Here is a 21,936-nt window from a genome sequence, read left to right as displayed (position 1 = left end):
ATCCATCCATGCGCCGGTTGTTGACGCCCACGGTTCTCTCGGCATTCCTCAGTATCGGTATATCGGCCCACGCCACCCCGCGTTTGTCCGCCTCTTACGGTCAGGATTGTCATCTCTGCCACGTCAATCCGACAGGCGGCGGACTGCGGAACGACTACGTGAACAAGTATGTCGGTCCGACCGAACTGACGCTGAAACCGCTGGCAGCGCACGAGCGGACACGATGGCCGGAGCCCAAGCTCAACGAGCAGATTCGAATCGGCACCGACATCCGCTTTTTGTATCTGGCGACCGACGATGTCGCGACGCAGTCTCGCGGTGCGCTCAAGAATACTTTTTTTCAGATGCAGGGCGATGTCTACCTTGCGTTTGAGCCGAGCCGGGAGTTTGTGCTGTATCTGGATCGCGGGATTCAGGGCGGATATGAAGTCTTCATGCTGGGTCGTTTCCTTCCGGAACATGGCTATCTGAAGGTCGGACACTTTGCCCCCGACATCGGCTGGCGTTGGGATGACCACAACCACTACACGCGCGAGAAGCTGGGATTGGATTTTCCCGGGGCGGCGCAAGCGGGGATCGAGGTGGGGGTCCGGCCGGGACCGTTGGTCTTCTCGGCCGGGGTGTTCAACGGCTCCAGCGGCGGGTTCGGCAGTCTCGACGACAATTCGCAAAAGGAGTTCGTCGGCCGTGGGCTTTATCGGATGGCACTGGGACAGTCGGCGCAAGCCGCATTGGGCGCAAGCGCGCGGGTCAATCGCGGCAGCACATTCCGCGAAAAGCTATGGGGCATCCTTGCCCAGGGGCGGTGGGGCCCCTTGACATATGTGGGAGATTTCTACAAGCGTCGCATGGAAGATGTCCGCGATGAGAACGCCGTGTTCCGGTCGTGGCTGTTCACGCAGGAGCTGGATTTGCTTGTACGCGATGGCGTCGACGTGTATGTGGCATGGGATTACTTAGACCCCGATCTTGACTTTGCAACCGGTACACAGACTCAAATCACGCTCGGCACACGTGTTTACCTGCGCCACTATCTGAAGCTTGAACCGCTGGTACGTTACGAGGAAGGTGAAACCGTACCGGGGCGTAGGACCAACAGCCGCGTCGAGATCATTCTGCACGGATACTACTAACCGTCACCCTGGCTGCGCCGCGCACTGAGCGTTGTGACCGTTCCGTACTCCAGACCTCAACTGAGGCGACGTGCCGGCTGTCGGGTATTGGCTCTTGTAACCCTCGCGACGATATCCGCTTGTACCGACCTGGGAACCGGCACCCGTCCGCAGAGGGAGTTCGTGTCTTTCAGCGCCCAAGTCTTACCGATCTTCCAATCCAATTGTTCCGGTGCAGGGTGTCATATCGGCAGTGCGGCAAATGGGCTGAGTCTGGCCAGCTACGAGTCGCTGATGTCGGGCGCCTCGGTGAGCGGTCCGGTCGTGATTCCCGGCAGCGCCGACGATAGCTACATCATCCTGATTCTCGAAGGAACGGTCACGCCGCGCATGCCGTTCGGCCGCGCACCGCTGGCGGATACGTTGATTCAGATTATCCGCACATGGATCGATGAGGGCGCCCTGGACAACTGAACGCGCGGATGGCCCGAACCCTGTCTCTTCAGCCCGATTTCTTGAATTGTACCGCTGTCGTCTTTTCGTGCTTTCCGAGGAGATCGTTGACACGGACGGTCAGGACGTATTCTCCCGCAGCCAGATCGTCGATGTCAAATGAATCGACATGGCTGACGTGGCGTGAATTCCCCGTGCGCGGCCCGCTGTGGGCCGCATCGTAGGATTTCTTCTCGCGGCGTTCGATTCCCGAAATCTCGTAGGAGATCGAGAAGTGGGATTGGCCGTCGTCGTTTAAGAGAAGATTGTAAACCTCAAAATAGAATGACAGCGGTTGCCCCGGCAGATAGACACGTGACGGCAACGGCACCACCACGCGGTCACTTTTGACGAACGAGGCGCCCGGCTCGAAGATGGACCAGACATACGACGCCAGCTCGATGTCCGAGATTTCCTGCACTTCCGGGACGATGAACTCGGGCAGTCTGAAGTTTTTGATGTACGTTCCCGACTTCCCGGAGATCAAATCGTCGACACGCACAATGAGCGCGTATGCTCCCGGCGCCAGGTCGAGCACCTTCTGCTCGACCATCAGGCGATTGTCGGACTGGTTGCCGACAATCCGTTGGATGCGCCCTCCCTCTGCGTAGACATCGCGTTGCTCGTCGTCTCGGACGATGACGGTGCGTTGGATGGTGATGGATACGGAGTCTTCGGCACGCTCGAGCTCGGAGAGCGGGTAGCCAAGATTGATATCGACCCGCCAATTGCCGTCCTCGCCACGGAAGCGCACCACGTCGAGGGAGTAATCGATCAGGTTGCGGCCGTACTCGTGGTAGTAGATCGCCGGCTGCAGATCGACCGCACGCAGACGATTCTGATAGAACTCGGCGAGGTCCTGACGCTCCGAAAACGGGTCGGTCACCGGGACCATCTCGAAGCTGTCCCAGCCACGTTTGTCCTCGAATTGAAATGTCTGGTTCCAGCGGTAATAGGTCCAGACTTCCGTAGCCGTGTTGACGTTGTCTAATGGGTCGTCGAATCTGTCGTCCTGTTCGCGCCGGAAAGCCGAAGTTGGATCGTCATCGACCCCGCGGCGGATCAGGCGCTCGTCGGGCTGGCCATAGCGGATGTATACCTCTCCCCGTTCATCCCACGGCGGCCCGCCGGAATGGCTGCCGAACAGATAGATCGCGTGGTAGACGCGCCGTTCGTGCTCGTCCCTGAATTCGTTTTCGGTTGAAGCGGGTGTCGGGTCGTGGCTGACCCAAAACTTGCGCAGCCACTCGGCCGATTCGAGTGTGTCGGCAATCAAGACATACTCGGCATAGTCGTCCTGTCCCAGCAGCGCCTTGAGGGCAGCATCCCTCTGGCGATCGGTCAACGGGGGGCGCTCGCCGGGGAGGGGCAATGTCGAGCCGCATCCGGACAGGAAGAGGACGGCCAGAATCGGCAGATTCACGCGTCGTAGATTCATGGGTGTTATCGCCAGAGATTAAGGAGCAATCCCGACACCGGTAATAATTACACGGGATCGGCAGGTTGTCTGCAACTAATACGTCCCGCAAACACACCTGGTAGCGCAAGTCACCGACCCTGAAGGGATTACTAACTCTTGCGCGGTCTCGGATCGCAGTCGATTATTCGACGATGCGATCTGATACGCTCGAGAGAACTCGGGTGGTTGAATCCTCACGCAGGAGGTCGGGACATGCTGGAAACCGGTATGAACTACTGGGCGATCCTCATTGCGGGTGCGGCCGCATGGATTCTGGGAGCACTCTGGTATACGCCGCTGCTGTTCGGCAAGACGTGGATGGCGGGTATCGGGAAGACCAAAGAGCAAGTCGAGAAGGACTATTCCCCGGTCAACCTCGTCTGGGCGCTGCTGGGATACCTGATCGCAGCTTATGGTCTGGGCAGGATCCTCAGTTGGGTGGCCGCCGACTCGCTGGCAGACGGGCTGATGATCGGTGTGCTGGCGGCGGTCTGTCTGGTCGCCGCACCGGCGGCGGTTGATGATGTCATGGAGGGACGCCCCCGAAGTTTGTACTTCGTGAACGCGGGCTACAAGCTGGTGACATTCGCCGTGATGGGTGTCATCCTCGGATTGTGGCGCTGATCGGGAGATTCCAGACAACTCCGATCGGCCATTTAGTCAGGAATAGCCGTTGTCTCCCGGCTTGAAATCCTTACGTCGCAGTCAGCCGCCGGCCCGATAGATGTCGCCGGAACTGGACTCGCGGCTGTTGACATCGGGGTTGCCGTAATAGATGACATCACCGCTGCTGGAGCAGCGGGCATCGAGCCGTCCTGTGACCCGGACATGCGCATCGCCGCTGCTTGAAGTCCGAACGACCGCCTGATCGCATGTGAGCCCGTCTCCGACGAAATCGCCCGAACTGCTGATCGCAACGTGGAGTGCGGGAACCGCGCCGCCGTCGATTTCCAGATCGCCGGAACTGCTGAGCCGCGCATCGAGGCGCTCCGCTGCGACCCGGCGAATATAGACGTCGCCGGAACTCTCCAGTTCGACATGCACGTCGCCTTCGCAATGCAGCGCTTCCATTTCCAGGTCACCGGAGCTGATCGAAAAGATTTCAAAATCAATGGCGTTCAGATCGGAGACGACGAGAACGTCGCCGCTGGATGTGATGGCGATTGCCTCCAGCCGCTTGATGACAACCGTGAACCGCACCGGGCGGCGCGTACGGAGACTGACGCCGTCGGAGGTGGTGATCCGCAGTCGTCCACGGGTGACATCGGTGATAAAGTGTTCCAGGAGGTTGTCATCCGCCTCGATGGTCAGTTCCTCGCGATCGCCGATTTCGATGGTCAGCTCGCCGATGGTGGCCAGCTCGATTTCAGTGGCGCCGGAGATATTGCGCGTTTCGCTGCCCTCAATGCCGGAGCCCCTGATAGTCTCGCGGCGGTCCCAGATGCCGCCGAAGGCGTCGATCACAAGCACCCCCACGAGCATCAGGGTCAGACTGCCGATCCGTCCGAAATTCTTTGCCATACGGTCCCTTTCGCTGTGCGACCCCTGGCGAGTCACCGGCCGCGCCTGACTCTCTGGGATACGGGAGGGCGTCCGTCGGGTTTCAACTGTTCAGTTGTCCGAGCAGATCAAAGAGCGTGGGGCGGTTACGACGAACAGCCGTGGCCGGGACAATTTTTGGTGCCGAAGGAGGGATTCGAACCCTCACGCCCGTAAGAGCACTGCGCCCTGAACACAGCGTGTCTGCCAGTTCCACCACTTCGGCACCCTGTCTGCGTGACACACATCAGGGCCGCAAGGGGCGATTATGGCGATTGGCCCGACTCAGGGCAAGGCGGTTTTGGTTGGTGAGAGTCCGCGGACAGGGTTTAATTCATGATGGCCCATACGGTGGGAGCATGTGAAATGAATCAAAATAAGGACAAGGCCGTCCATCCGGTGACGACCAACCGGCAGGCGCGATTCCGTTATGAAATCCTCGAAACCGTCGAGGCGGGACTGGTATTGACCGGGACCGAGGTCAAATCGCTGCGCACCGGCAAGTGCAGTCTCGGAGAGGGATACGCCACGGTCGAGAACGAAGAGGCCTGGCTCGTTAACATACACATTCCCGAGTACACCGAGGGCAACCGTTTCAACCATGATCCCCGACGCCGGCGTAAGCTGTTACTCACCAAACGTCAATTGCGCTACTTCAACGGGCAGCTTCACCAGAAAGGGCTGACGCTGGTTCCGATGCGCCTGTACTTTAGCGGACGGGTCGCCAAGGTCGAATTGGGGCTGGCACGGGGCAAGAAGCTCTACGACAAACGCCAGACGATCCTGCGACGCGAGAGCGACCGTCAGGTTGAACGCGAAACCTTCCGACGCCGTTGAGACTACAAGCTTGTGGACATTGTGACTGCAGAAAATGCCAGGGGATTTATCGCACGGTGGACGCTCGTTGTGAGCGCGCTATTCATTCTGCTGGCTTCCGATGCCACGGGGCGTTCGATCGACATCGAACTGGACGGCAACCCTGTGCGGATCGAGGCGTATCGCGTTGATGGACGGGATTATGTCTCCCTGCAGGGACTCTTCGCCGCTCTGGCCGCCCCGATGCGCTGGGACGGCACCACCGGGCATTTGCGTGTCGAGCTCGACGGCCAGATCTGGTCATTCTGGTGCAACTCGGCGATTGTGGGCCGCGACGACGACGCCATCATGCTCGCCGGTCCGGTGCGCCTGATCGACCACTCAGCGGCCGCCTCGGTCGACGCCATCGTCACCCTGCTGAACAACCACTCCCATCGCCGCCTGTACTGGGAGGGCGACCGCCTCGATATCCGCGGCGGGCAGTACAACGTGACCGGATTTGCCGTGCAGAATCGAGAGAACGGGACATTGATCGAGATCGATCTCGCCGAACCCTTGCCCGTCGAGTGGAGCCGTTCGGAAGGCAACTGGATCAACATTTCGCTCTACGATGCCCGTGTCGATGTCGACGCGATGAAGCTGTCGGGGCGCGATCCGGTCTTGCGCGAAGTGCGCACGCATCAGTTCGACGGGTCCGCGCAGTTGTCGTTTCGCCTGCGACAGTCCTATTCGACCTGCTTTGTGAACACGGAGGAGCACCCACCCCGTTTGACGATCATGATCCGGGATGGAAACGCAGAGGTCGAAGGGCTCGACGACCCCGTGGAGCCGATCGGCGGCCGTCGCTCTCGCGACCCGTTGAATGTGATCGTCATCGATCCCGGCCACGGCGGCATCGACAGCGGGGCGACCGTGCACGGGAGCCGTTGGACGGAAAAGGATGTCGCGCTGTCGGTGGCCCTATTCCTGCGGGAGCGTTTGGAGAATGATGATCGTTTCCGGGTCGTTATGACCCGCTGGGACGACGCGAGCGTACCGATGCAGCAGCGGATGGCCGGCGCCAATGACGATCGCGGCGATTTGTTCGTTTCGATTCACGTTGATCGATCTTCGGACCCCAATACTTCGGGAACGCAGACAATGTTCTGGGGTCGGGCGGGGAATGTCGATGCCGTGGCGACCGCCGAGCGGGAAAACTACGACCCGGCGGATGCGGCACAACTGGCCGGTAACGGGGCAAGTGCTTCCCTGCCCGCACTGACCGCACCGACATATCAGCAGGCGTCGGCCGACCTGGCGCAGTCGATCCAGAATGCGCTGGAACGAGAGTTGAAGCTGCCGGGACGCGGCGTCGATCAAGCGGATTTGACGATGCTTTCGGGATTGCAGATGCCGTCGGTGGCCGTCTTTCTGGGGTTCTTGGGCAACCGTCAGGATGAGAATCAACTGCGGCGCGAGTCGTACCATCGCGATGCGGCCGAGGCGATCTGTCGCGGGATTCTCGACTATATCGCCCACACCGAGTTGGAGCCCTGATGCCGGCGGAATTCCGCGACAATCCCATCGGCATCTTCGATTCCGGCGTCGGCGGACTGACAGTGCTTGCGTCGATCGCACGCACGGCGCCCGACGAGTCATTGGTGTATTTCGGCGACACGGGGCGCTATCCCTACGGGGTTCGTTCCAACGCCGTCATTGCCGGATTCGCGCGGCAGATTACCGCCTTTCTCGAAGAACAGCGCTGCAAGTTGATTGTCGTCGCCTGTAACTCGGCGTCGGCGGCGGCCATGGAGGACATCGTGGCAATCGCCTCGATTCCGGCCATCGGTGTCATCGAACCGGGAGCAAAACAAGCGGTGGCGCAGACGCGCAATGGGCATGTGGGTGTGATCGGCACCGAGGCGACGATTAACTCAGGGGCGTATCAGGCAGCGATTCGTAAGCTGAACCCAAATGTCGCCGTGACGGCACGGGCCTGTCCCCTGTTTGTGGCCTTGGCGGAGGAAGGCTACGCCGGGCATCGTGTGACCAGGACAGTCGCCGAGGAATACCTGCGGCCGATGGTGAACGAAGTTCAGATCGATACGCTGGTCCTTGGCTGCACTCACTACCCGCTGCTGAGAGACGACATTGCGGCCGTGTGCGGAGACGCGATCGGTCTGGTCGATTCCGCCGATGCCGTGGCACGGAGTGTCGGGGCATTGCTGGACGAGCACGATCTTCGAAGCAACAGTCGATCTGCGCCGCTGCGACACTTCTATGTCTCCGACACTCCGGATCGTTTTCGACGTGTCGGCGCCCGTTTCCTCGGTCACGAACTAGGCATTGTTCATGTTGTCGAACTGGAATCCCTCGGCCACAAGGCCGATGTTGCCGTTTGACGAGCCCTCCGACTCTACCGGATTCCGGGTTGAACCCTGCAAACCCCAGACTGGTGCTGGCAACGGCCAATGGGCACAAGATCGCCGAAATCCGCGCGATTATGGGCCACATGCCAATCGACATCACCGACATACTGCAAATCGGCGGGATCGCATCTCCCGAGGAGACGGGGGCGACGCTGGAAGAGAATGCGTTGATCAAGGCCCGTGCCGTTCACCACGCGACCGGCTTGTGGACTTTGGCCGATGATTCGGGGCTGGAAATCGATGCCCTCGACGGCGCGCCGGGTGTGTTCTCGGCGCGTTACGCCGGCCCGGCGTGTTCATTCGCCGACAACAACGCCAAGGTGCTGCAATTGCTGGACGATGTTGCCGATGTGAAGCGCACGGCCCGGTTTGTTTGTGCCGCGGCGCTGATCGGACACCAACGGGACGCCGATGTGTTTGTCGGGATAATTGAAGGCAGGATCACGAGGGAACCACGCGGGCCAGGCGGCTTCGGGTATGATCCGATATTTTTTGTTCCCGAACTGGGCAGGACGTTCGCCCAAGCCACGCCCGCCGAGAAGAATGGGCTGTCGCACCGAGGCGTGGCCTTTCGCAAGGCCGCGCAACGACTGCGAGAACTAGCGGTCAAAAGTTCGTGACGGCCGGGCGGGCGGGCGCCTTATTTTGTCATGTTGTTGCGTCCGTCTGGTACCATCAATGGACTGATTGCCGCAAACGGGGTGTAGCGCAGCCTGGTAGCGCGCTTGCTTTGGGAGCAAGATGCCGGAGGTTCAAATCCTCTCACCCCGATTGTTGCACACAGACTTGAACGGCAAAGCCGCCATTGCCCCCGTAGCTCAATAGGAAGAGCAACAGCCTTCTAAGCTGTGGGTCGCAGGTTCGAATCCTGCCGGGGGTACGGTTCATTCTACTCCAAAGATATACGGAATCGATCGCACATTAAACTTGACGTCGAACTGACCGCATGGCTGATTCGCGACTGTTATTTAGGTGCGAACTCTGACACACCCGGTCGGGGTGGGGTCAGGCAGCACAACCAACATCTATCACAGCAGGAGGAAGCAATGAGTAGGCGCGTTTTATGGGCTGCGGTCGTTGCGATCGGGGTCTTAGCGCTGCTGGGCCTCAGCCAGTCCGATGCACAGACGGGCGCCGAACCGATGTCCCGCGAGGAAATCTACAAAGACATGGAAGCGACGCTCGGTCTGGTTCCGACATTCATGAAGACCGTCCCCGACAACTCACTTGAGCTCGAATGGAACCTGCTCAAACAGGTCCAGATGGCGCCGGGCGCGATCCCCAACAAGTATCGCGAGCTGATCGGCGTCGCGATCTCCGGGATCACCAAGTGCCGCTATTGCGCGTACTTTCATACCCAGTTCGCCAAGCTCAATGGCGCAACGGATGCCGAAATCGAAGATGCCCTGCATTACGCCAAATCGAGCGCGGGATGGAGCGCCTATATCAACGGGATGCAACTCGACTACGACCAGTTCTGCAAGGAAGTGGATATGATCTGTGGTCACGTCCGGTCAGCGTCGGCCGCACAAGGAAAATAGACAGCGGCTCAGTTCAACACGAACGGCCCCCGAATTCGGGGGCCGTTTTTTTTCTCGGTGATGGTGACCGCTGCAATGCGGTGGGGTGCGAACGCCAATTGCTGTAGACACGGCGGTCGCGTCAATCGTAGTTTATGCCGCTGCCGCGATGGTGGGTGTAGCTCAGTTGGTTAGAGCACCAGGTTGTGGCCCTGGGGGCCAAGGGTTCAAATCCCTTCACCCACCCCATCTTGCCGGAATCACCTTCGGCGCTGCGTCAGCCGCCATTTCGTCATGACTTCACACGTTTGTAGACAATCTCCATGTTGCGGAATTCTTTTCCGCTGGGTCCCGGGCTGAACATCTCGATTACGTGCGTGTCGTCGCCATCAAAGCGGGTGATGGAGCGCATCGGGACATCCTTCTGACCTACGGTGGGACGGTCCGCCAACGCCTTAAAATTGACCGCTCCGGTGGATGACTCTTCGCGCCCCCGACTGATGGTGAATGCCGTGCTCATCGAATCGGTCCAGATGTCGACATACTCCTTGCGAAAGTTGTCGAAGCCGGTCAGGCCCAGGCCCTCGAACGGCATCTGAGGCGATGTGCTTTTGTAGTCCTGGCGCATGAATCGTCCGCCATGAAACAACGTAAACTCCGCCTCGCCGGTACTCTCCTGTGCCGGCGCGGTCGGGTCCATCCAGAATCTGACGGTCGCGTTCCAACGTCCCTGCAGCTTCTTGAACCGGGCATGCGGCTGACCCGGTGCAGCAAGCTTCATCCACTGCTCCATCATCGTTTGCGGATCCACGGGCTTGTAGGCGAACTTTGCCCTGGCCGACGGACCGGCTTGCGCTGTCATCTTCGGCTTCGCCTTGGCCACGCGCCTGGCGGCTTTCGCCTTCGGTTTCGCCGTCTTTCTCATCGGTTTCTTCGTCGACGGTTTCGACTTCGGTCTTGTCTTCGCTCTGGACTTTGACGCGGTCTTCTTCACGACTTCCTCCCTCTGCGAAACTCTGCGGCATGTGTGGTACGTGTTCGTGGTACGTCAAACACAGTGACTTGGATTCCGCCGTTCATTGCTTCCGTCGTCGTGCATCATACAGCGACACGACGTCACAAATGAATCAACTTTTTCGCGGATACACAAACCGGCCTGGGCTGTCGTCGTTCTCTCCAAGGCAGCCATCGTCAGCCACATCGATTCCCGTCCGAAGCCGGCCAACCGCATGGCCCGCCTCCCCCACTGTTGGGCGCCCCCCCACAGTTTGTCGTCCCCAAATCAGGAGGACAGTGTGTGGGCTTTGAACAGCGGGCCGTGCCGTGTCGCCGCATCCCGCTGGACAACAACATGTTATATCACTGTGTCAGATCTGCGCTGTCTGGGCACGGCACGTGCGGCAGGAAGAGGCGGCTAAAGTGCCGATGGCGACCAGAACGAGAGGGTTCCGCAATGTTAAATCGTAAATCAGCGTTGCAGCGCGGCTGGCTGAAAGGGCTGGTGCTGATCGGGATTTTCGGCATCGGGCTGTTTTTAGTCGGCTGCGGAGAGCGGGTGGTTTCGCCCAACGCAGACGACGGGCTGCAAGATTTGATTTGGGCGCAGGCCCAGCTCGACAGTGCGGCGGAGTCGCCGGAACAGGTTATCGGCTGGCTGATTACCACGACCGAACAAGTGCTGATCGGCCTGCTCGGCGGGACCCTGAACTTCGACTTCGGCGAAGAAAGCGCGACCTTGACTATCCCGGCTGGCGCGCTGAGACTACTGACGATGGTCACCGGGACTGCGACTCACGTCGATTTGAGAATCCTCGATGTCTACATCTTCGACTTCGGCCCTGACGGGCTGACGTTCCAGAAACCGGCAACTTTGACGTTAGAAACCGGTCAGGCGGAAGGCACATTACGACGGCTTTGGTGGCTCAATCCGGCAACCGGATCGTGGGAATATCAGCAAACCGCGTTCGTTGACGCGCACGGCAAAATCTCATTCGAAATCCACCACTTCTCGAAGTACGGCATTAACTGAGCCGAATCCGGAGAACCGACATCGTGCATTCCTGGAGCCCCGGCCGTCGGCCGGGGCCTTTGTCTTTACCCTGAGTCCAGCAGCCGATTTTGTCTTGCGGGTCACAGCAGGCCAAGCTTTGTTCGATGCGTTGCTCGCACCGAAACCGTTTGACCGGAAAACCGCGTCACAGTCGACAGGGAGGGTCGCATGAATGTGAAACGTTACGTGATCGGGAGTCTGGCGGTCTGGGTCATGATCTTCTTGTTCGAGTTCGTATTTCACGGGATGCTGCTGAAAGGCATGTACGAAGGCGTAAGGCATTTGCTGCGCCCGGAGGAAAGCTTTGTCCGGTTCTTTTTCTGGGTCGTTCTCGGTGAGTTGATGCTGGCGTTTGGCTTTTGCTACATCTTCATCAAGGGTTATGAAGGACGAGGAGTCGCCGAGGGAGTCCGCTTCGGCCTCTACGCCGGCATCGCATTCATGGCTTCTACCATGATCATCAACTATGCCGTCCAGCCATGGCCCGGCAGTCTGACGGCGGCATGGATCATCGGGTACTTGATCGAACTGATGCTGGCCGGTGTGGTGATCGCGGCGATCTACAAACCGGCGACCACCTCGTAGCGATCGTTACCATCGAAGCCGGAACGCTCTGGTCGGTAACCACGTGGGCACTCTCATCAGAGTCGCTTTTATAAGTTTGCCTGGTGCATCCGGGGGCGGGTGAGACCGCATATCCCGGAACGAGACGGCGTCTCGCGCGTGAGTTGATCGCCTACAGCAGTTGTCCGGAGCGGACACGTTCATCGAGCAGTCGGCAACCCTCCATGAGGATCGACTCGTTGGAGAGTTGGTTATTGGGCGGCGGCAATACGTCGGTATCGACCGGCTCGACCGTCCAGGTGCCGTCGGTCCACGTCAGTCCTTCGTAGACAGCATCCGGTCCCTCGGTTTCGGCGGATTTGGCAAACGTGAGCACACCGGCATTCAGGTAGATGCGCAGTTTGGACTTGTCGGGACCGTTCGGTTCGACCGTCACGCGCACCGTCTTGCGTCCCGGACCGAGAACCTGAAGCAAATCCATCAGATTCATGTCGGCGAGGCGTCCACGCGCGCCGACTGCGTCGGCGAGATTGCCGGATTGCTGCTTGCGGGCGGCCAGGATTTTGCCTTCCAGCTTGCGCAGTTTGCTCACCAACAGGTCCAGGTTGTCTTCGAGAGCGATGATGTCTTCGAGTCCGCGCTCCAACAGCCCGGTCATCGCGGTCAGGGACGATGCGTCGGTCAGCAGCAGGGTGGGGATTCGACCGAAGTCGATCCCGGAAGATTCCAACTGTGAGACCATGATGTTGATGGCCTCGACATCACCGGGAATCGCGAGAATCAGCACGTCGGGTTCGCGGCGGCTGATCAGCTCGACGACGGCATTGATCGAGTTCTGTGATACGGTCGGATACCCTTCGTTGCGCAATCGCATCTCCAGCGATTGCTGGCGCGCGAGATCCTCGGCGAAGATCATGACCTGCCTGAGACTGCGCGTCGTCCGCTGGTCGAGCAATTCCTCCTGGATCATCTCGATGAATGCCTCGACCACTTCCAGCAAGAACATCGATCCAACCTGGTCGCGGAGCTTTTTTTTGACCGCATCGAAGCGGTCCAGCGACAGGCGGTCATTGGGGGTAACGCTGTCGCAGAAGACATCGACGATGGTCAGAATGTTGCCGCCCAAAACCTCGATGGGAAGGCGCGCGGTGTACTTGCCCGCGACGTCGGCGTACATCCGCCGCAGCATTTCCAGCACGACCGCCGAATAGTTCAGCGAGGTGAGCAGCTTGACGGTCATCCGCACAACGCTGCGGTTGTCCTGCACCTGATCGCTGCTGTAGTAGTAGCGCGCCAGATCGTGGACATACGCCGCGTTGCTGATCATCACGCGGTCCTTGTCGGGGATTTCCAGTTTGCGGCACAAACGGTCGGCGTATTGGCCGACGCGGGCGCCGTGATTGACGGGCAGCCGTGCCTTCGACGACAGAAGCGAGGTGAACAACTCGAGATTGGAAATGAGCAGTTCCGCCGGCGTCGAGAGCACGCCCTTGCTCAGCATCAGGTCGGAGGCCGAGGAATAAAACCGGATCACGGTGCGCGCCGAGATGCGGCGGGCGCGATCGATGAGATGAATGTAGTCCCCCGAAACCGAACTGCGGATAAACAGCGCCTGGAATCGCCGGTTACCGACGAGCTCCAGCGCGTCATCGGCCGATTCGCAGATTTCGACATGGTAGCCGTCGCGTTCGAAGAGCGACTGGATCAACGGCGCGGTATAGATCTCATCGGTGACCAACAGCAGCGCCGGGCGCACATCGGCGACCGAGTCGGGCAACTGCCCCTTCTCGCCGATGGCGATCTTGCCAGTGTCGGTGGCGCCATCGGGAATATCCAATAGCTGCTGGTCGGCCAGCGAGATGTCGCGTCCGAGATAATAGCGAGCGATGGCGGTGCTCAGCGCGATTTCGGCGGCGACAAAGAGGCGAATCTGCTTTCCGCCGACGACAAAGTTCAGCTCCTTGATCAGATTCTCATCGCCGGGGTTTTCGCAGGCGATCTTGAGCACGTTCTGCCTGCGGTCGAAGTCGAACGGCATCACCCGTCTGGCGGTCGCGACTTTGGCGGGGACCATGGCGACGACCGACGGCAGGATGGCGCGGTCGGAGAGCACGACGCCCTCGCAGCCGAACTGAATCGCCAGCGCCTTGACGAGCGTCGCTTCGTCGATGGTGCGATGATACAGAAGCTGCGACCCGAATTTGCCGCCCTCCGCTTTTTGACGCAGCAGGGCATCCCGGATCTCCTGCTCGGAGACCAGCCCCTCGCTGACGAGGATTTCGTCGAGACGACGTTTGGCTTGGCGCGAGGCCATTTACGCGGTCACCTCGGCGACCGGCTCTTCGACGACGGAGCGATCGACAAACCGTCCCGGGTCGCTGGCGCAGCGTATCGCTTCGGCAACCGTGATGACGCCGGCGTCGAGCAGTTCGCGCAGGTGGTTGTCGAGCAGTTGCATGCCGTATTTGCGTCCGGTTTGGATGGCCGTCGGGATTTGGTATGACTTTCCCTCGCGGATCAGGGTACTGACCGACGTGGTCCGGCGGAGCAGCTCGAACGCCACGACCCGGTCGCGGCTTTCGGCGCGCCGCAAGAGCTGCTGCGAGACGATGCCGGTCAGCGAATCCGCGAGCATAATGCGCACCTGCGCCTGCTGCGACGGCGGAAAGACGTCCACGATGCGGTCCACCGTCGCGGCGGCGGTGACCGTGTGCAGCGTTCCCATCACGAGCAGTCCGACTTCCGCGGCGGTGACGGCCAGCGAGATCGTTTCGGTATCACGCATCTCGCCGACCAAGACAACATCGGGGTCTTCGCGCAGCGCGGCCCGCAGCGCCGACGGAAACGATTCGGCGTGCAGTCCAACCTGGCGCTGCGATATCAGCGAATTCTTATTGTTGTGAACATACTCGATCGGGTCTTCGATCGTCACGATATGTCGCGCGAAGCGGGTGTTGATGTGATCGAGCATCGCCGCCAGCGTGGTCGATTTGCCCGAATTGGTCGGGCCGGTCACCAGCACGAGGCCCGACTTGCTTTCGGCCAGTTGCGCGACCGCCTCGGAGAACCCCAGGGAGACCAGATCGGGGATGTCATCGGGGATCAGACGAAACGCCGCCGAGACGCCCGACTGCGACCGATAAATGTTGATCCGAAAGCGCGCGACACCGGGCAGACCATAGGCCAAATCGATATCGCCGCCCTTTTCGAATCGGCGAATCTGTTCGTCGCTGAGCAACTCGAAGGCGAGCTGCCGCACTTCCTCTTCGGTGAGATGGCGATGACGCGTCTTTTGCAGTTGCCCGGCGACGCGAATGATCGGCACCGAACCGGGCGACAGGTGCAGATCGGTGGCTCCCGCGGAGCGTACGATTGTCAACAGTTGGTCGATCTTGGCCATGACGCACATTCCCCTGCGTGAGGCGGCTTATGCAGTGTATCGGCAAGAACCGGAACCTGATGCATGCCCGGTCGGGGGATACAGGTGTTCAGGAATTGAACAGTGAGATACCGAGGGGGACGTGCCGGTCGCCGTCTAACTGCGATCGACGCAACGGCCCAACAGCGTGTTGGGCGTGGCATCGGTGATGAGGACGTCGCGGAAATCGCCGACTGCCGCCGACGGATCGGCGAAAACGACGATCGTGTTGCCGTCGGTTCGGGCTTTCCACTCGCTGGAGCGCTTGCGGCTCTCACCTTCGATCAGGACACGGACGGTGCGGCCGATCATCGCGCGATGGCGCTCCAGTGAGATTGCGCGCTGCAATGCGACCAGACGGCTCACGCGTTCTGCTTTATCCTCGTCGGGGACATCATCGTTCCAGAGCTTCTGCGCGATGGTGCCCTGGCGTTCGGAGTATTTGAAGATGAAGGCCGAGTCGAATTCGACGGCGCGCATCACGCGCTCGGTCTCGAGGTATTCCTCACGCGTTTCGGTCGGGAAGCCGCAGATGATGTCGGTCGTCAGGGTCACATCGGGAATGATCGCGCGAATCTGATCGACAAGTTTCAGGAAGGCGGCCCGTGTGTAGTCGCGATTCATCTTGCGCAGCACGCGATCGGACCCCGCTTGCAGCGGCAGGTGAATGTGTTTGCAGAGATGCGGGTGATCGGCGATTACGTGGAGCAGCTTTGCCGGAAAGTCTTTCGGATGCGGCGATGTGAAGCGGACCCGTTGGATACCGGTCACTTCGGCGACACGCAGCATCAAATCAGCGAAATCGGCGCCGTCGAACCTGTATGAGTTGACATTCTGCCCCAGCAAAGTCACCTGCTTGTAGCCGTCGGCGGCCAGACGGCGCGTCTCCTCGACAACGCCGTGGGGATCGCGCGAGCGTTCGCGTCCGCGCGTGTACGGCACGACACAGAACGTACAGAAATTGTCGCAGCCGCGCATGATTGCGATCCAGGCGTTGACGCCGTCGACGCGGGTCGGCGCGATGTCGTCGTAGGTTTCGTACTCGGAAAGATCGATCGACACGCCGCGTTCGCGCAAGCCGCGAGCGCGGTCAATCAGGTCGGGCAGGGTCCGGTAGGCATCCGGCCCGCAGATGAAATCGACTGCGGGAAAACGCAGGAGGATGTCTTCTTTGAGATTCTGCGCCATACAACCCAGCACGCCGACGACCAAACCATCGCGTGATTTCTTTTCGTTGGCCAAGTCCCCGAGACGAGCATAGATGCGCGTGTGGGCTGTCTCGCGAATCGCACAGGTGTTGAACAAGACGATGTCGGCGCCGTCTTCGTCGTCTGTGAACGAGTAGCCGCGTTTTTGCAGAATCGAGCGCGCCAGTTCCGAGTCGTACTCGTTCATCTGGCAGCCGAAGGTCTGGAGGTTGATGGTTGCGCGCGATGATCGAATCGGTCCCACGGGGAACGTCTCAGCAGGATCGATGCGGGCCCGAAGTATTGTCGATGTCATGGTCAGTCCGCTATTCTTCACGCTGCCTTCAGCACTCCCAAGCAATACTCATCCGTACGCCCCTGAACTTCCACCGCACGGATCTCATTGGTCGGCGCCTCGGAGCCGAGTATCCCGACGCGGACATACGAGCCGGTAAATCCCTTGCACCAACCGTCATCGTCGACTGATTCGAACAGGACATCGACGGTGCGGCCGATATGGCGTTCGAAGAACTGCTGCCGCTTACGCCGCCCGATCTCGTGCATGATTTCGGAGCGCTCTTTGATCACCCGAGGGTCAATCTTGTCATCATAAAATGCGGCCGCCGTTTTGGGCCGCTCGGAGTATGAGAAGACGTGCAGGTATGAATACGGCATTGCCTCGACGAAACGGACTGACTCGGTGAACTCCGCATCCCCCTCACCGGGATGCCCGACGATGATGTCGGTTCCCAATCCGAGATCGGGAATCATCCGCATCGCTTTCTCAATAAAGCGGACGTAGTCGCTCACGGTGTACACGCGTTTCATTTTCGACAGAACCGAATCGGATCCGGCCTGCAACGGCAGGTGCAGGTGACGACATGCCCTGGGGTCGTTCGCCATCCAGTCGAGCAGGTCATCGCTGACGGTCGTGGGTTCGACCGACGAAATGCGTACGCGTTGCACATCGGGAATCGCCGAGAGCGCGCGTGCGACATCGGCAATCGTGTAGCGGTCATGCGTATAAGTGCCGATGTTCACGCCGGTGATCACCAGCTCTTTGTGGCCGCGTCGGGCCAGTTCGTGGCCTTCGGCTATGATGTCCCCTAACCGTCGCGATTGGGCGCGTCCGCGAATGCGCGGCAGGATGCAAAACGCGCAGCAGAAATTACAACCGTCCTGAATCTTGATGTTGGCGCGGGTTTCACGGGCATAGTATCCCGATACAGGATACTCGACATACGTCAAGTCGACGCGGCGCGACACGTCGATCCGCGGTGTGTCCCTCGGTGAGACGTCGCCGATCAGATTGACCAGATCGTATTTGCGGTCATTGCCCACGACAAAATCGACTCCGCCCAGTGCCGCGACCGTCGCCGGTTCGGCCTGCGCATAGCAGCCGACCGCACAGACGACCGCATCGGGGGAGCCGCGTCGGACTTTGCGGATCTCCTGACGGCACCGCGCATCGGCGCGTTCGGTCACCGAGCAGGTGTGGATGACCGCGACATCGACCGGCTCACCGTGTTCGGCGATGGCGTATCCCGCCTGAACGAAGCGTTGGGCGATCAGCGCGGTCTCGGCGTGATTCAGACGGCAGCCGAGCGTGTAGAATGATGCCCGCCGTTGGGGAGCAGTCGCGGCACGGATCACGCGGTCGCGGCCTCCATCGGCGTGACCCAGCGGCCGTCGATAAGCAGCCCCATGCGCAATCGGGTGATCTGCGTGCCCTCTGGCCAGCCCGCAAACAACGACTCGACCAGTTCGCGTGGTCGCACGGAGCGTCCTTCGTCGTTGGAGACGAGCGTCAGTTGCCAGTCTGTCGTGCCGTTGTCGCAGACAAACTTCGAGTCGGCGACAAACTCCGCCGCGTTGATCGAGCGGCGCCTGTTTTTGACCGTGCGCTCGATCAGCCAGCCGCCGTTGGAAAGGCGCTCCGACAGTCGGTGTGCGATGCCATCGGCTCCGCCTGAACCGGCGAGTTGGCCGGTGTCAAAGCGAACAAGGTACTCGAAGCGATTGACGACCGAATCGATGGAGCCCGCCTCGGGCGGCAAGCGGCGCACGTCATGGAGCCGGAATCCCTCGTGCAGATTCGTGCGCAACCGTTCGGCCAACTCCTCGCACGTCCAGTCTTCGTACAGCTCGATATCGAAAACTTCTCTCTCGCCGGCGACACCGACCGGCAGGGCCGGTCCGAACGAAATCTTGGGATGCGGATGGAAACCGCCGGTGTAGGCCACCGGGCATTTGGCGCGACGCGACGCGCGGTCGATCACGCGCGCGACATCGAGATGAGACAGGTAGCGTGACATCCCGGACTTGGCGTAGCAGACGCGATGGCGATACAACGGCCCCGCGGTCGGCTCAAAGGGCTGCGATGCGGAGCCGGCCGTGTCGCGCTCGCGCACGCCCGTGGAGCCCTCGTGGAATTCGCCCGAATCGGTCACGACGGGAATCGGGATGTTGCGCGCGCCGGAGCGCTCCAGTAATGCGAGTTTTTCGCTTACCAGTCGTCCGGCCTCCTCGGCGGCGACATCGCGTTCGATGGCGATGCTCTTTAAGTCGCAATCGACGCCGCAGTCGTAGCAGACCAGCTTGGTGATGCCGTCTTTGGACTTCGGCGGATTGTGCCGTTTGGGCAGATACGGCTTTTCGCACGGATGCCAGAAACGCGACGCGAGCCCCTTTTTCAAATCCTTCAGCAGAAACTCTTTGGTCACGCGCGAATCGATGTGGTCCCAAACCAGAGGCGCGTCGGTCGGCAGCGCGGGCAGGAATTGATCGGGATCGATGGCGCATGCGGCGAATGATTCAAGCCAGATTTCCTCCTTAAACCAGTCGCTCCATTCATCGAAACGCGCGCCTTTACGCCACGCGGTTTCGATGACACGGCCAAGTCGCCGGTCGCCGCGCGAGAATACCGCTTCCAATCGCGACAATCGGACCTCGTGCATCTTCAAATCGATGCCCTTAAACGGACGCAGACGCTCGGCGAGCATTCGCTGCTTGCGTAGGAGTTCGGCGGGATCGTTGAACGGCACCCACTGGAACGTCGAGTGCGCCTTGGGCACCAGCGACGAGACGGAGACGACAATCTTGATACCGCGTCCGGCATGTTTCTGGCCGATCTTCAAAACCCGAAGGGCGGTCTCGGCAATGCCGATTACATCTTCGTCGGTTTCGGTCGGGAGTCCGATCATGAAATAAAGCTTGAGCCGTTTCCAACCGTTGGCAAAGGCGATCTCGGTCGCGGTATCGATGTTCTCGTCGGTGATGCCCTTGTTGATCGCGTCGCGCATGCGCTGCGTGCCCGCCTCCGGCGCAATGGTGAACCCGGTCTTGCGGACCTTGGCGATCTCGCGCGCGAGCTCTTCGGTGACGCCGTAAACGCGCAGCGACGATACCGACATGGCCGCGCGTCGCATCTGCAGTTCGGCCATGACCGCCTTGGCCAACGGGGTGATGCAGGAATAATCGGCTGTGGACAGCGCGGTCAGCGACGCTTCTTCAAAACCGGTCTTGTCGATCCCGTCGATGATCGTGTTAACGATCGACTCCGGCGTGCGTTCGCGCACCGGACGATAGATGATCCCCGCCTGACAGAACCGGCACCCCTCGGTGCAGCCGCGCGCAATTTCGACGGCCACACGGTCGTGCACGATTTCGCTTTGCGGGACGAGGATATCCGACGGAAACGGAAAGCGATTGACATCGTCGAGCAACGCCTTGCGCACCGGATAGGGCGCGCCAGCGGTGGGACGAACGTGAAGGAACCCCGTGCCGCGATCGACTTCGACATCGTACAGCGCCGGGATGTAAATGCCGTCGATTTGATCGGCGAGAAGGCGCAGGCGTTCGGAGCGAACGATGCCGTCGCGTTTGAGCGCATCGTTGCGCAGGAGGAACTGCGCGAACGCTTCTTCGCCGTCTCCGATCAGGAACGCATCGATGAAATCGCTCATCGGCTCGGGATTGAAGACGACCGGTCCGCCCGCCATGATGATCGGATCGCCCTCGCGACGGTCCTCTCGCCGGAGCGGGATGCACGACAGATCGAGCATGGTCAGCACATTGGAATTGCTCATCTCCGACTGCAGCGAGAAACCGACGACGCCGAAATCGCCCAGCGCAGTGCGGGTCTCGATGGAAAACAGCGGCAACTGGTGTGTGCGCAACTGCGCCTCCATGTCGGGGAACGGGCAGTAGGCGCGTTCGGCGTAAATGCGTTCGTCTTTGTTCAGGTGCGCATAGAGAATGCGCAGCCCCAAATGCGACATGCCGATTTCATACGAATCGGGAAACGCCAGGCAGACACGCACCGGGACCGTCGCCGGGTCTTTGCGCACGCAATGCAGCTCGCCGCCGATATACCGCGCCGGTTTCTCGACGGAATCGAGGAGACGCGCGAACGCGGTGTCGTCAACGACGGGCGTGTGACTGCGCTGGGCCGCTACCAACTGAGTGGTCATCTCACTCCTGCCTGTGACTACAAATCCTGTGATGCAAAGTAACGGTCATATTCCGTCAGATAGGTCAATGTCGACAAATCGGTCATCCGATCAAGAAAAACGACTCCATTGAGATGGTCGACCTCGTGCTGGACCACCACCGCCGGAAATCCTTCGACTTCGCGATCGAAGGGCTGACCCTCGCGATCCAAGCCACGCAGACGGATGTGCCGGATGCGCGGCACGCGGCCGCGCAGATCGGGAATCGACAGGCAACCCTCGAAGTAGGCGATCTGCTCGTCGGTCAGAAATGTGATCTCCGGATTGATGACCGCGCTGCGAACCGCGAGAAGTTTCCCTTCACGCTCTGGGTCGGGAATATCTTCGGTCACCAACAGGCGAATCGAATGGTGCACCTGGGGCGCAGCCAGTCCGACGCCGGAGTATTCGGCCATTGTCTCGAACATGTCCTCGATCAGGCGCTGGAGGCCGGCGTCGCCGATGTCGCCGGACTTGATCGGTTCGGCGACACGTCGCAGCACCGGGTGTCCGAGTTTGGCGACTTTGAGGATGGCCATAGGTATGCCGTGAACGTGACCTGTTTGATCGGATCACGTCCGCCGGATAATCTATTATGCGATAATGTGTTGTTCAAACGCTGTTTTGGCGGAGGCGCAAGACGGTCTCACACTGACGGGCACGTTTGGGAACCGGCTCCGTGGCGGCATTCCGCTTGACAGACAAGCGGTTGGGCGGTTATCTGGCGGGTCTCAGAACGCCCAAGGCGGGCTGAAGCGGCGCGTCCCCATCGTCTAGCCCGGTCTAGGACACCGCCCTTTCACGGCGGTAACACGAGTTCGAATCTCGTTGGGGACGCTGATTCTGCGAACAATGCGGGATGGTGACCCAACATGAGGTTG

At 60.2% G+C, this 21,936-nt stretch carries 19 protein-coding genes and 5 tRNA genes; 14 read left to right on the top strand and 10 right to left on the bottom strand.

Features of this window, described 5'->3' with window-relative positions; genetic code table 11:
• Positions 1-8 precede the first annotated feature (8 nt).
• Together VGB22_10040 and VGB22_10035 are read left to right on the top strand one after the other, a co-directional pair.
• The gene (locus VGB22_10040) at positions 9-1,133 is read left to right on the top strand and encodes a hypothetical protein (GenBank protein ID HEX9751605.1); all 1,125 of its coding nucleotides are present in this window, start codon (positions 9-11) and stop codon (positions 1,131-1,133) included.
• Between the two features lie 162 nt (positions 1,134-1,295).
• Entirely contained in the window at positions 1,296-1,586 is a 291-nt protein-coding gene (locus tag VGB22_10035; GenBank protein HEX9751604.1) for a hypothetical protein, read from the top strand.
• Positions 1,587-1,614: 28 nt separating this feature from the next.
• Here the strand turns inward: VGB22_10035 and VGB22_10030 are convergent, their stop codons facing one another.
• On the bottom strand, positions 1,615-3,042 hold the full coding sequence (locus VGB22_10030) for a GWxTD domain-containing protein (protein HEX9751603.1): 1,428 nt from the start codon (positions 3,040-3,042) through the stop codon (positions 1,615-1,617).
• A gap of 234 nt (positions 3,043-3,276) precedes the next feature.
• On the opposite strand from VGB22_10030, the gene VGB22_10025 reads away from it, so the two are divergent.
• Positions 3,277-3,687: a DUF1761 domain-containing protein gene (locus VGB22_10025; protein ID HEX9751602.1), complete on the top strand. Its 411-nt coding sequence runs from the start codon at positions 3,277-3,279 to the stop codon at positions 3,685-3,687.
• Positions 3,688-3,768: 81 nt separating this feature from the next.
• On the opposite strand, the gene VGB22_10020 is transcribed toward VGB22_10025, so the two are convergent.
• Positions 3,769-4,584 (bottom strand): head GIN domain-containing protein, encoded by an 816-nt coding sequence (locus tag VGB22_10020; protein ID HEX9751601.1) that lies wholly within the window; start codon positions 4,582-4,584, stop codon positions 3,769-3,771.
• Positions 4,585-4,741: 157 nt separating this feature from the next.
• Positions 4,742-4,828: transfer RNA gene (locus VGB22_10015), tRNA-Leu, on the bottom strand.
• Between the two features lie 140 nt (positions 4,829-4,968).
• Between VGB22_10015 and smpB the strand changes: the two genes are divergently transcribed.
• The 8 genes from smpB to VGB22_09975 all read left to right on the top strand — a co-directional run bounded on the left by smpB (position 4,969) and on the right by VGB22_09975 (position 9,595).
• Positions 4,969-5,439, top strand: a complete 471-nt coding sequence (smpB, locus tag VGB22_10010; protein ID HEX9751600.1) for an SsrA-binding protein SmpB — start codon at positions 4,969-4,971, stop codon at positions 5,437-5,439.
• A 69-nt stretch (positions 5,440-5,508) separates the two neighbouring features.
• Positions 5,509-6,954: an N-acetylmuramoyl-L-alanine amidase gene (locus tag VGB22_10005; protein ID HEX9751599.1), complete on the top strand. Its 1,446-nt coding sequence runs from the start codon at positions 5,509-5,511 to the stop codon at positions 6,952-6,954.
• Complete coding sequence (gene murI / locus VGB22_10000) at positions 6,954-7,799, top strand: glutamate racemase (GenBank protein HEX9751598.1); 846 nt, start codon at positions 6,954-6,956, stop codon at positions 7,797-7,799. Before VGB22_10005 ends, murI begins: the two co-directional genes overlap by 1 nt.
• 29 nt (positions 7,800-7,828) lie before the next feature.
• Positions 7,829-8,446 carry an RdgB/HAM1 family non-canonical purine NTP pyrophosphatase gene (rdgB, locus tag VGB22_09995; protein ID HEX9751597.1) on the top strand — a complete coding sequence of 206 codons (618 nt, stop codon included), beginning with the start codon at positions 7,829-7,831 and terminating at the stop codon, positions 8,444-8,446.
• A gap of 77 nt (positions 8,447-8,523) precedes the next feature.
• Positions 8,524-8,597: transfer RNA gene (locus VGB22_09990), tRNA-Pro, on the top strand.
• Between the two features lie 36 nt (positions 8,598-8,633).
• Positions 8,634-8,706 (top strand) — tRNA-Arg (locus VGB22_09985).
• Positions 8,707-8,872: 166 nt separating this feature from the next.
• Positions 8,873-9,367 (top strand): carboxymuconolactone decarboxylase family protein, encoded by a 495-nt coding sequence (locus VGB22_09980; protein ID HEX9751596.1) that lies wholly within the window; start codon positions 8,873-8,875, stop codon positions 9,365-9,367.
• A gap of 151 nt (positions 9,368-9,518) precedes the next feature.
• Positions 9,519-9,595, top strand: a tRNA-His gene (locus VGB22_09975).
• A gap of 43 nt (positions 9,596-9,638) precedes the next feature.
• On the opposite strand, the gene VGB22_09970 is transcribed toward VGB22_09975, so the two are convergent.
• The gene (locus VGB22_09970) at positions 9,639-10,271 is read right to left on the bottom strand and encodes a DUF1579 domain-containing protein (GenBank protein HEX9751595.1); all 633 of its coding nucleotides are present in this window, start codon (positions 10,269-10,271) and stop codon (positions 9,639-9,641) included.
• Positions 10,272-10,799: 528 nt separating this feature from the next.
• Here VGB22_09970 and VGB22_09965 point away from each other — a divergent pair.
• Both VGB22_09965 and VGB22_09960 read left to right on the top strand, forming a co-directional pair.
• Positions 10,800-11,375 carry a hypothetical protein gene (locus VGB22_09965; protein ID HEX9751594.1) on the top strand — a complete coding sequence of 192 codons (576 nt, stop codon included), beginning with the start codon at positions 10,800-10,802 and terminating at the stop codon, positions 11,373-11,375.
• Between the two features lie 189 nt (positions 11,376-11,564).
• Positions 11,565-11,981, top strand: a complete 417-nt coding sequence (locus tag VGB22_09960) for a hypothetical protein (protein ID HEX9751593.1) — start codon at positions 11,565-11,567, stop codon at positions 11,979-11,981.
• 151 nt (positions 11,982-12,132) lie between these two features.
• Here the strand turns inward: VGB22_09960 and VGB22_09955 are convergent, their stop codons facing one another.
• From VGB22_09955 to def, 6 genes are all read right to left on the bottom strand, one after another.
• Positions 12,133-14,274, bottom strand: coding sequence for a DUF4388 domain-containing protein (locus tag VGB22_09955; protein HEX9751592.1), 2,142 nt, complete (start codon positions 14,272-14,274; stop codon positions 12,133-12,135).
• Positions 14,275-15,360 (bottom strand): type IV pilus twitching motility protein PilT, encoded by a 1,086-nt coding sequence (locus VGB22_09950; protein HEX9751591.1) that lies wholly within the window; start codon positions 15,358-15,360, stop codon positions 14,275-14,277. It lies immediately after the preceding gene.
• A 135-nt stretch (positions 15,361-15,495) separates the two neighbouring features.
• Entirely contained in the window at positions 15,496-16,881 is a 1,386-nt protein-coding gene (gene miaB, locus VGB22_09945) for a tRNA (N6-isopentenyl adenosine(37)-C2)-methylthiotransferase MiaB (GenBank protein HEX9751590.1), read from the bottom strand.
• 17 nt (positions 16,882-16,898) lie between these two features.
• A complete protein-coding gene (gene mtaB / locus VGB22_09940) occupies positions 16,899-18,218 on the bottom strand; it encodes a tRNA (N(6)-L-threonylcarbamoyladenosine(37)-C(2))-methylthiotransferase MtaB (protein ID HEX9751589.1) in 1,320 nt (439 codons plus the stop codon).
• On the bottom strand, positions 18,215-21,037 hold the full coding sequence (locus VGB22_09935; GenBank protein ID HEX9751588.1) for a TIGR03960 family B12-binding radical SAM protein: 2,823 nt from the start codon (positions 21,035-21,037) through the stop codon (positions 18,215-18,217). Before VGB22_09935 ends, mtaB begins: the two co-directional genes overlap by 4 nt.
• Before the next feature lie 17 nt (positions 21,038-21,054).
• A complete protein-coding gene (gene def, locus VGB22_09930) occupies positions 21,055-21,594 on the bottom strand; it encodes a peptide deformylase (protein ID HEX9751587.1) in 540 nt (179 codons plus the stop codon).
• 223 nt (positions 21,595-21,817) lie between these two features.
• On the opposite strand from def, the gene VGB22_09925 reads away from it, so the two are divergent.
• Positions 21,818-21,892 (top strand) — tRNA-Glu (locus tag VGB22_09925).
• The last annotated feature ends 44 nt before the right edge of the window (positions 21,893-21,936 follow it).

This window comes from Candidatus Zixiibacteriota bacterium (genome assembly GCA_036397555.1).
Taxonomy (GTDB): Bacteria; Zixibacteria; MSB-5A5; order WJJR01; family WJJR01; genus DATKYL01.
This window is presented reverse-complemented; position numbering and strand designations above follow the sequence as displayed.

Bases quoted from the DNA above. Each gene is read 5' to 3' on its own strand.
- VGB22_09955 (HEX9751592.1), bottom strand. From the start codon at position 14,274: ATGGCCTCGCGCCAAGCCAAACGTCGTCTCGACGAAATCCTCGTCAGC.
- VGB22_09965 (HEX9751594.1), top strand. From the start codon at position 10,800: ATGTTAAATCGTAAATCAGCGTTGCAGCGCGGCTGGCTGAAAGGGCTG.
- VGB22_09960 (HEX9751593.1), top strand. From the start codon at position 11,565: ATGAATGTGAAACGTTACGTGATCGGGAGTCTGGCGGTCTGGGTCATG.
- VGB22_10030 (HEX9751603.1), bottom strand. From the start codon at position 3,042: ATGAATCTACGACGCGTGAATCTGCCGATTCTGGCCGTCCTCTTCCTG.
- VGB22_10020 (HEX9751601.1), bottom strand. From the start codon at position 4,584: ATGGCAAAGAATTTCGGACGGATCGGCAGTCTGACCCTGATGCTCGTG.
- VGB22_09935 (HEX9751588.1), bottom strand. From the start codon at position 21,037: ATGACCACTCAGTTGGTAGCGGCCCAGCGCAGTCACACGCCCGTCGTT.
- smpB (HEX9751600.1), top strand. From the start codon at position 4,969: ATGAATCAAAATAAGGACAAGGCCGTCCATCCGGTGACGACCAACCGG.
- VGB22_10025 (HEX9751602.1), top strand. From the start codon at position 3,277: ATGCTGGAAACCGGTATGAACTACTGGGCGATCCTCATTGCGGGTGCG.
- VGB22_10040 (HEX9751605.1), top strand. From the start codon at position 9: ATGCGCCGGTTGTTGACGCCCACGGTTCTCTCGGCATTCCTCAGTATC.
- murI (HEX9751598.1), top strand. From the start codon at position 6,954: ATGCCGGCGGAATTCCGCGACAATCCCATCGGCATCTTCGATTCCGGC.
- VGB22_09970 (HEX9751595.1), bottom strand. From the start codon at position 10,271: ATGAGAAAGACGGCGAAACCGAAGGCGAAAGCCGCCAGGCGCGTGGCC.
- VGB22_09950 (HEX9751591.1), bottom strand. From the start codon at position 15,360: ATGGCCAAGATCGACCAACTGTTGACAATCGTACGCTCCGCGGGAGCC.
- def (HEX9751587.1), bottom strand. From the start codon at position 21,594: ATGGCCATCCTCAAAGTCGCCAAACTCGGACACCCGGTGCTGCGACGT.
- VGB22_09980 (HEX9751596.1), top strand. From the start codon at position 8,873: ATGAGTAGGCGCGTTTTATGGGCTGCGGTCGTTGCGATCGGGGTCTTA.
- miaB (HEX9751590.1), bottom strand. From the start codon at position 16,881: ATGACATCGACAATACTTCGGGCCCGCATCGATCCTGCTGAGACGTTC.